This window comes from Nostoc sp. (assembly GCF_054880495.1).
The window spans coordinates 1-7,831 of sequence record NZ_JBTYKD010000084.1; the positions used below are offsets into that span (position 1 = coordinate 1).

General features: G+C 43.0%; 11 protein-coding genes and 1 pseudogene. 4 read left to right on the top strand and 8 right to left on the bottom strand.

Features of this window, described 5'->3' with window-relative positions; all coding sequences use genetic code 11:
• Together ACYTXL_RS09625 and ACYTXL_RS09630 are read right to left on the bottom strand one after the other, a co-directional pair.
• A pseudogene (locus ACYTXL_RS09625) lies at positions 1-76 on the bottom strand (winged helix-turn-helix transcriptional regulator); the annotation flags it as partial.
• Between the two features lie 965 nt (positions 77-1,041).
• Positions 1,042-1,785 (bottom strand): ferritin-like domain-containing protein, encoded by a 744-nt coding sequence (locus tag ACYTXL_RS09630; RefSeq protein ID WP_461924535.1) that lies wholly within the window; start codon positions 1,783-1,785, stop codon positions 1,042-1,044.
• A 186-nt stretch (positions 1,786-1,971) separates the two neighbouring features.
• Between ACYTXL_RS09630 and ACYTXL_RS09635 the strand changes: the two genes are divergently transcribed.
• Positions 1,972-2,565 (top strand): thermonuclease family protein, encoded by a 594-nt coding sequence (locus tag ACYTXL_RS09635; RefSeq protein ID WP_461924536.1) that lies wholly within the window; start codon positions 1,972-1,974, stop codon positions 2,563-2,565.
• Between the two features lie 15 nt (positions 2,566-2,580).
• On the opposite strand, the gene ACYTXL_RS09640 is transcribed toward ACYTXL_RS09635, so the two are convergent.
• The 3 genes from ACYTXL_RS09640 to ACYTXL_RS09650 form a co-directional block, all read right to left on the bottom strand.
• Positions 2,581-3,462 (bottom strand): carbohydrate ABC transporter permease, encoded by an 882-nt coding sequence (locus ACYTXL_RS09640; protein WP_461924537.1) that lies wholly within the window; start codon positions 3,460-3,462, stop codon positions 2,581-2,583.
• Positions 3,463-3,654: 192 nt separating this feature from the next.
• Positions 3,655-3,939 carry a type II toxin-antitoxin system PemK/MazF family toxin gene (locus tag ACYTXL_RS09645; protein WP_461924538.1) on the bottom strand — a complete coding sequence of 95 codons (285 nt, stop codon included), beginning with the start codon at positions 3,937-3,939 and terminating at the stop codon, positions 3,655-3,657.
• Between the two features lie 40 nt (positions 3,940-3,979).
• Positions 3,980-4,204, bottom strand: a complete 225-nt coding sequence (locus ACYTXL_RS09650) for a ribbon-helix-helix domain-containing protein (RefSeq protein ID WP_461924539.1) — start codon at positions 4,202-4,204, stop codon at positions 3,980-3,982.
• A 317-nt stretch (positions 4,205-4,521) separates the two neighbouring features.
• On the opposite strand from ACYTXL_RS09650, the gene ACYTXL_RS09655 reads away from it, so the two are divergent.
• From ACYTXL_RS09655 to ACYTXL_RS09665, 3 genes are read left to right on the top strand one after another with little or no spacing between them, the layout of a single operon-like run.
• Positions 4,522-4,758 carry a BrnT family toxin gene (locus tag ACYTXL_RS09655; RefSeq protein WP_461924545.1) on the top strand — a complete coding sequence of 79 codons (237 nt, stop codon included), beginning with the start codon at positions 4,522-4,524 and terminating at the stop codon, positions 4,756-4,758.
• Positions 4,718-4,837, top strand: coding sequence for a BrnT family toxin (locus ACYTXL_RS09660; protein ID WP_461924544.1), 120 nt, complete (start codon positions 4,718-4,720; stop codon positions 4,835-4,837). Before ACYTXL_RS09655 ends, ACYTXL_RS09660 begins: the two co-directional genes overlap by 41 nt.
• Positions 4,800-5,075: a BrnA antitoxin family protein gene (locus tag ACYTXL_RS09665; protein ID WP_461924540.1), complete on the top strand. Its 276-nt coding sequence runs from the start codon at positions 4,800-4,802 to the stop codon at positions 5,073-5,075. Before ACYTXL_RS09660 ends, ACYTXL_RS09665 begins: the two co-directional genes overlap by 38 nt.
• Before the next feature lie 86 nt (positions 5,076-5,161).
• Here the strand turns inward: ACYTXL_RS09665 and ACYTXL_RS09670 are convergent, their stop codons facing one another.
• The 3 genes from ACYTXL_RS09670 to ACYTXL_RS09680 form a co-directional block, all read right to left on the bottom strand.
• On the bottom strand, positions 5,162-5,647 hold the full coding sequence (locus tag ACYTXL_RS09670) for a DUF3368 domain-containing protein (protein WP_461924541.1): 486 nt from the start codon (positions 5,645-5,647) through the stop codon (positions 5,162-5,164).
• Between the two features lie 4 nt (positions 5,648-5,651).
• Complete coding sequence (locus ACYTXL_RS09675) at positions 5,652-5,888, bottom strand: hypothetical protein (RefSeq protein WP_461924542.1); 237 nt, start codon at positions 5,886-5,888, stop codon at positions 5,652-5,654.
• A 150-nt stretch (positions 5,889-6,038) separates the two neighbouring features.
• A partial coding sequence (locus ACYTXL_RS09680; RefSeq protein ID WP_461924543.1) for a formylglycine-generating enzyme family protein occupies positions 6,039-7,831 on the bottom strand: 1,793 nt, incomplete at its 5' end.

The following is a 7,831-nucleotide window of genomic DNA, read 5'->3' on the forward strand; positions in this document are numbered from 1 at the left end:
AGCGTCCGCCAATCACCTTTATGGTAGTTTCTACTTCACAAGTCAGCCTGAGATGGTTTTCTGCTTCATCTTTCATAGTTAATTTTTAGCAAGTAGACCTGACTCAGATTTGCTGGGTAGTACTGCTAGTTCTCTGATTATTGCTTGTTTTAGTCTTTTATAACTAATGTTTGCTGATTTTTCTTACAGCAGTTTTCATGTATTTGAACCACATCTGTCGTAGGGGCACAGAAAAAGCTCATTGGTGTCAACTTAACGTAGAAGTTAGGCAAGGCAAGCTTTCGAGGTTTGACCCTCACAAGAACAGCCCCTCTCCCAATCTTGGGAGAGGGGAGCAAATTCTCTAGTTCCCCGAATCCCAAGTTGGGAGAAGGGGTTAGGGGATGAGGGTAAAACGCCTTTTCAAAGCAGATTTTTTCTGAAGTTGACACCAATGAGTATTGCTGTGCCCCTACCGCGTGGTCTATTTATAGCAGTAGACAGACAGCTTAGGACATTCGCAAACCCTAAGAGAGCGGCTGTCACAGCTATTCATAGCAGACTTGTCCTAACCATTATGGCAGCCGCTATACCTGAAAATAGCTGTAATTACCATGACTTACGCACAAGCAACGGAAAATCGTAGACGCGTTCGCGGAGCGTCTCGTAGAGAAGCGGCTTGCCGCAGGCTACCACAGAGGACGCAGAGAAGCCAGTGCCCTTAAGGAGTCCGCGTTCGCGCAGCGTCTCGTAGAGAGCGTCACCCGAAGGGGGGTTCCAAGAGTTGTAGCAACTGGCGCGACACGGAGAGAAGTCGGAGCGGCGGCTTCCGCCGTTGGCGCAGCCCGCCGCAGGCATCTGAACTTCTCCTAAGGGGAGACGCTGCGCGAACGGTGGGAATAAGAGTTTGAGAGGTTTTTTGTGTAAGTCCTATGCCCATCCCACAAAACTAGCAAAATCATCCCGCAAATATGCAACGCCTCATAGATCATATAGAAACCCCTGGCTCAAACTTTCGTTAGCCAGGGGGAGTTGATCATTAGATACTCAAGATATCTCTAATTACGTAGCGATCAACTCAGAAGCGGTTTCCGACGGCGCACTATCCTGGACTAGGGATCGCGTTTCACCATTTCGCTGGAGGATACCGCCAATCATTGCCAACAAAGCGTTCACCTTGCGAGTTCGCCACATATCTACAAGTTTTTGCACTTTAGTTGCAGACATCCGTCGCATCATTGCTTCGTAGAGATAAGCAGCATGTCCAGTTTCATCTTCGGCAATACTTAGCATTCCTAACTTCAAGTTACGAGCGGTTGGATCGTGATCCGGTAATACTTTCGCCATTCGCGCAAAGTCTTTGCTAGCATCTAACTCCAAAATGTATGTGCTAGCCATAAACACATCCCAATCAATCACAGCAGGTTTAAGCTGTTCTTGAGTGTAGCCCTCAAAGAATGCTGCAAAAAAGGGACTACGCTGTTGTGCTTTGTTTGTGGATGTAGTTTGGGGTTGACGCTTGAAATCTATAACTTGTTTATTCACCTGTTGTAAGGCGTGGGCAAAAATTTGACCATGCCTAGTTTCATCTGATGCATGTTTTGCTAGTTTTTCGGCTAGCCATGTATCGCCTTCGGCAGCTGCGCGAGCGCCAAGTGCAGATAAAAACGGCACAGAGCCAGATTCGGCCAACTGAAACCCCGCAAGGATGTTAGGGCGGGTTTTATAATCACGAATTTGAGCAGCAGAGTAATAGGCAAAGACACCTGAACCAGCTAGATGCAGAACGTGAGTCAAGAAGTTCATCAGAAATTCCCGCCGACAATTAGAAGGTTACAATTCTTATACTAATCTGCTTTTTATCTTCGGTTGCTACCAAAGGGTCTTACTATTTGAAATTTGGAATTGCCTGTGGCAGTATGTAAAGGGTTAACAAAAACATCTTGGCATTTTGCTAGTATCATCCCACAGAGGTAATGCAGGTAAGTTTGGATGCAGAAATTAACTAAACCAGTGCGATTTTGGCTTTGTGCAACTATCATAATTTTGGGGTTGATCGGCTGCGATGTCTTGCGACAAGCCGCTTCGCGTCTACCCTTTGTCGCTACTTCTGGAGACGCGGTTGAGCGAGTGAGTGATGGCGATACTTTAGTAGTCAAAGATGCTGATGGCAAAAATTTTAGTGTGCGCTTTGCTTGTATAGATGCACCAGAAATAGCTCACACTAAGAAAGAAAAGCAGAGTAAAAGCGATAGCGATCGCAATCAATTTACTTGGGGTGTCAAAGCCCAACAACGGGTGCAAGAACTAGTGCAACAAGGAGGCGATCGCGTGACTTTGAATATCACTGATAGCGATCGCTATGGACGCAAAATTGCCGAAGTCCGTTTAAAAAATGGCACTTTTGTCCAACAGGTATTGTTGCAAGAAGGTTTAGCAAAAGTCTATCGTCCCTATTTAAACAAGTGTCCTAGTAAAAACTTAGTTCAACAAGCCGAAGTTGAGGCCAAGCAACAACGGCTTGGTGTTTGGAGTGATACTAAATTTGTGAATCCTTGGGAATATCGCAGCCTATATAAGAAGTAGAAACTTGAAAACTCCCTACTCTTCTCCCCAAGTTTGCAATTGCAAATACACTAATACTAGCGTCACAGCTAGTAATACCGTTGCGGCTGCTGCTGCATAACCAAAATCAAATTGACCAAAAGCCTCTTGATAAATGTAGTAAACTAGCAAGTTAGTCGAATTCAATGGGCCACCGCCAGTCATCACATAAACTTGCTCAAAACTCCGTAATGTAAAAATCGCGGTAGTGATGATTGCAAATATCATAGTTGGGCGCAATCCCGGCAGAGTAATATACCAAAATTGTTGCCAAGCATTTGCTCCATCTAAATCGGCTGCTTCATAACGACTGGGAGGAATTGCTTGCAACCCTGCTAAAAAAACCACCATATTGAAACCTAATTGTTTCCAAATACTCATTAAAATAAGTATTGGCATTGCCCAAAATGTGTCTCCTAGCCAGGGTATGGTTGCAATGCCAAAAAAATCTAAAAGTCCGTTAACTGGCCCTGATGTTTGAAATAACCAGCGAAATCCCAAACCGGCTGCCACAAGTGAGATAATTGAAGGGAGAAAATAGGCACTTCGCAGGATGCCCCGTAAGGGAATCGAGCGGTTTAATAGCACTGCCAATCCCAAAGAGATAACTAAACTGGGAATTATCGTGGCAACAGTAAAATAAAAGGTGTTACCCAGAACTTGCCAGAAGTCGGGGTTGAGTAGCAAGCGCCAATAGTTTTTTAAGCCTATCCAATAAGTACCTTTTAATGTGAAACTACCAGCAGTGAAGCTGAGGTAAAACAAATAGGCGATCGGCCAAATGATAAAAACGCCCAGCAAAATTAGTGCTGGTGCAAGAAAAATCCAGGCAGCTACTGTATCATTATCCAACCACGACTTACTATATATTTTTCGCATCGATAATTTTTCCTTTTAGCTATTATGACCCTCAGCCCTGATTCTACCCTTAGCTTGGGTAAGCTCTTGGTTCATAATTATCTCTAGTTAGAGTCTTTACTTAAACTAAGTTTTGCGCGTACTTGAGCAAGCGTATATTTTCCCAGTTCCTGCGTAGTTTATCGTCGTAAGCATCGCTATTTTTCTACAAACTCAAACCAATCCCAAATGCAATTTCAACGCCGGATCAATTAGTACCATCGTCTCTTCGTTTAAACTACCTAATACTTCACTAGTAATTCGTTGCTTAGAAATTGTTCCCACTTGCTGCGCCTGTACTTTAGAAGGCTTTGTTAAACCACTAACCTCTGGATTAAGCAAAACTTCAAAAGGATAAACACGGCTCACACTAGAGGTAATCGGTAAAATTGTTACAGTAGTAGCAGCAATATTATTTATGTCATTACTAACAATTACTACTGGAGGACGTTTACCCATTTCTCAACCCATCACCGGGCTAAGATTTGCGTAATAAATATCACCACGTCTCATCTGTTAAACCATCTGCCACTGTCACATCCCAATCGTTATCAACTTCAGCAGACGCTTCTCGGTAAGCTGCCTCTAATTCTCGGTTTCGCAGTAATTCTAATGCCTCTTCAATTACTTGAGAACGAGATTTACATCCTTTATTCCGCTTGTAATTTTCGACAAACTCCACTAAGGAATGTGGCAAGGAAATAGAGAGTTTTTCTACATTCATCTTCCTACCAATTAGTAGTAAAAATAATTCGTACTAATATACTAGCTTAATCTCAAAGCCCAGCAGTTGCGCTCGCTCAAGATAAATCTCTTGTATGCCGATATTTTACATGAGTATGATGCCTAATGCGGTAAACTACGCACTTTCCCACAGGCGATCGCTTGCGTTAGCTCTTGGTTCATAATTATCTCTACTTTGAGTCTTTACTTAAACTCAGTTTTGCGCGTACTTGAGCAAGCGTATATTTTCCTGGTTCTTGCGTAGTTTACCGTTAAGTGTTAAACCTTGACAGCGATTGATTAATCTCCTATCACAATTTGTCGTTACAATCAGGTAAACGTAGCTGTGTTTCGGTGATGGAGTTTGAATGGGATGAAGCAAAACGTCTTACTAATCTTCGCAAGCACGGAATCGATTTTATCGATATCTTAGCAGTATTTGATGGAGACACGGTGACGGTTGAAGACGATCCGCTACAGCTACACAGAGCAGCGTTTCGTCACCTTTGGCTTGTTGCAAGGGCGAGTCGTTGCTGTTGTCCATACAGATCGTGATGATTTAACCCGCATTATTTCTGCAAGAAAGGCAACCAAATATGAGCAACGAATCTATTTCGAGCAACTCTCAGACTGATTGGCAACGGCTTCATGCTATGAGCGATGAAGACATTGATTTATCAGATTGCCCGGAAATTACACCAGAATTGTTTGCCAAGGCTACAGTTAAACGGAGTTTACCTGGGGCAAAAAATAAAGCACAGGTGACGTTACGCATTGACAGCGATGTATTAGAGTGGTTTAAGTCGCAAGGACGGGGTTATCAAACCCAAATCAATACTTTACTGCGAGCATATATGGAAGCTCATCGATAGTCAGTAAATCGATGCTGTGGAATAGCTGAACTTCTGAGGCATCGCTTGGGTAAGCTCTTGGTTCATAGATGAGCTAGTTGACACACTCAATCTTCAGAAAAGATTTGATCAAATAAAGACCGCTTAACCCTAAACTCAATTTCAATAATCTTTTGGTAAAGACTATCCAGACTCTCAATATTAATTTTACCGTCTTTGTTTATCTTTTTGATAACGGCTAACGTTCCTTTGATACTCAAACCAAGTCTTTTAGCTTCTCTTCTAGCTGTCGAGTCATCTAACAAAATATAATCTGCATTCAACTCAATCCCTAAAGCGATCGCTTCGGATTCTCCTTTACCCAATCGTTGATTTAAGCTATTCAGGTGGCTTATAAGGCTGGATGTGCGAACTTGAAGTTTACCAGTGTTGATTAGCGTTTGAATGGTTTGGCTAGCTGGATCTGACTTAGCACTAATTTCCTCAGCAACAGATTCAGGAATGTAGAAATCGTCAGGATATTCAATGAATTGATTCAGGTAGCTTAGTTTAGCAAGAAAAATCAGTGGTGATGAATTGAGAACAATTTGCATTCATTTACCAGCTTTTTTCCAACGCAACATCTTCTTCAGAAATGTAAGAAAATTCAATTCCCATAAGGTCTAGAATTTTGAGGAATTCTGCTGGCTCCAGTTGCATAACTTCTGCGGCTTTTTGAAGGCTGATTACTTTAGCAAGTAAAGCACCAAGTAAAAAGAGAAAATTTTCTTTCTGTTCGATGCTGTGGAATAGCTGAACTTCTAAGGCGATCGCTTGGGTAAGCTCTTGGTTCATAATTATCTCTACTTGGAGTCTTTGCTTAAACCTAATCCTAATTTGATCTACTCTGTTTTTTGAAAAATAAATTAGCTCGTTGCGCTTCGCTACACTCAAAAAGGGTAAAGGAAACAAGGATATAGGGCAAAAGAGGTAAATTGTCAAGGGCTACTGAAGAGTCCTCCCGGCAGCGCAGATAACACGAAAACCAAAACCGTCGTAGAGGTAGCCGCGCGAGCTGTAGCTGTCGCGGGACGCGGAACGGCAGCTCTTAGGACTCTCGAACCAGGAACCGCCCCGCAGCACTTGATCTTGATTATCATTATCTATCCATGCACTTCCATCACTAGGCGCTCCTTTATAGCTGTCATGCCTAGTATCTTGACACCACTCCCAGACATTCCCGTGCATGTCGTATAATCCAAAGGCGTTGGGTGGAAAACTTCCTACTTCTGTTGTTTCTTGACGATTTTTTCCTTTTGGTGCAGAAGCATAAATGGAATCTCCATTGTAGTTGGCTAACTCAGTTGTAATCGTCTCGCCGAAGTGAAATGGTGTCGTTGTTCCTGCACGACAGGCGTATTCCCACTCTGCTTCAGTAGCTAGGCGATATTTACGCCCAGCCTTTTGACTCAGCTTTTTGCAAAAGTCTACTGCATCATTCCAGGACACTTTCTCTACAGGACGTTTTGCTCCCTTGAAGTAGGACGGATTGCTACCCATTATTTGCTGGTACTGTTCCTGAGTCACTTCAAACTTGCCGATAAAAAAAGCAGGGACATTCACAACGTGCTGTGGATCTTCATCTTTGGTTCGACCATTTTCACCGGGTGGCGAACCCATATTAAAAGAGCCTCCAAGAATCTCAACCATATCTAAAGTTGTGCCATTGCCTAAGTCCTCCTTAAAGAACTTAGCTTGGTTGTTAGGATCTTGTTTAATTCTCTGTCCCTTTTGATCCACCGTTACCGTTTCAAACTTAAAAGAATCAAGTGTCGGTAATTGACCCTTAAAAATTTCACGACCTACTACTGCTGTCACCAAACCTACACCTCCCAAGCCAGCCCACTTCAAAAACTTTTGTCGGGTTATTCGCTTTTGAGCCGGTTGAGTGGGTTGAGCAGAAATTGGCTGCTGAATCGGAGGTTTAATCAATTCTTGGCTTGCTACAACTCTGGTTTCAATTGCAGTGATATCCGTTTGTTTAAGTCCTAGAGTCCCTTGAAGTTGCCTTAACCTCTGCCGAACATCATCACTATAAAGGAAATTTTGGGCTTTAATTGTTTTAATTAATTCCTGCTCATACTGCTGTAATTTTTGGCGATATTCTACTTCCTCTCGCTGCCGTTGTTTCTCTGCCTCCTGCTGCTGTTTGATTCTCTCTTGTTGTTTCCGGTATTCTGCTTCTGAAGATGATTGAATAATAATTGCTTCCAGTGCAACTATTTCCGCATCATTTAATTCTAAAATTCGTTGAAAACGTTGAAGTTCTTCACGAGTAACATCACTGAGAGGATATTCAAACTGCATCGACTCTCTAAACACCTGCTCATACTGCTGAAGCTTTTGCCGATGTTCCTCGATCGCAGCAATAATTGGATTTTCAATTGCAGTCACATCCTCAGCAGTCAGATTCAACGCTTGATGACGTTGCGTGAGTTGAGAGCGTTTGAAAGCACTGAGCGGATATTCTTGCTGAACAACTTCTGTAAATACCTGCTCATATAGCCGCAAGTTTGCTTGATGCGTTTCAATATCCGCATTCATCCGCCTCTCGATCGCACCCACATCCCCTTCACTCAACCCCAACGTCTGCCACGTTTGCTGCAACTGTTTTTGCGTCACCTCATCTGGATAATGCTGGCGCTGCGTCGCCTTCACAAACGCCTGTTCGTACTGCTGGAGTTTTTGATGATAGCTTTCAATCTGTGTTGTGATTTGCGCTTCCATTGGTGCAACAT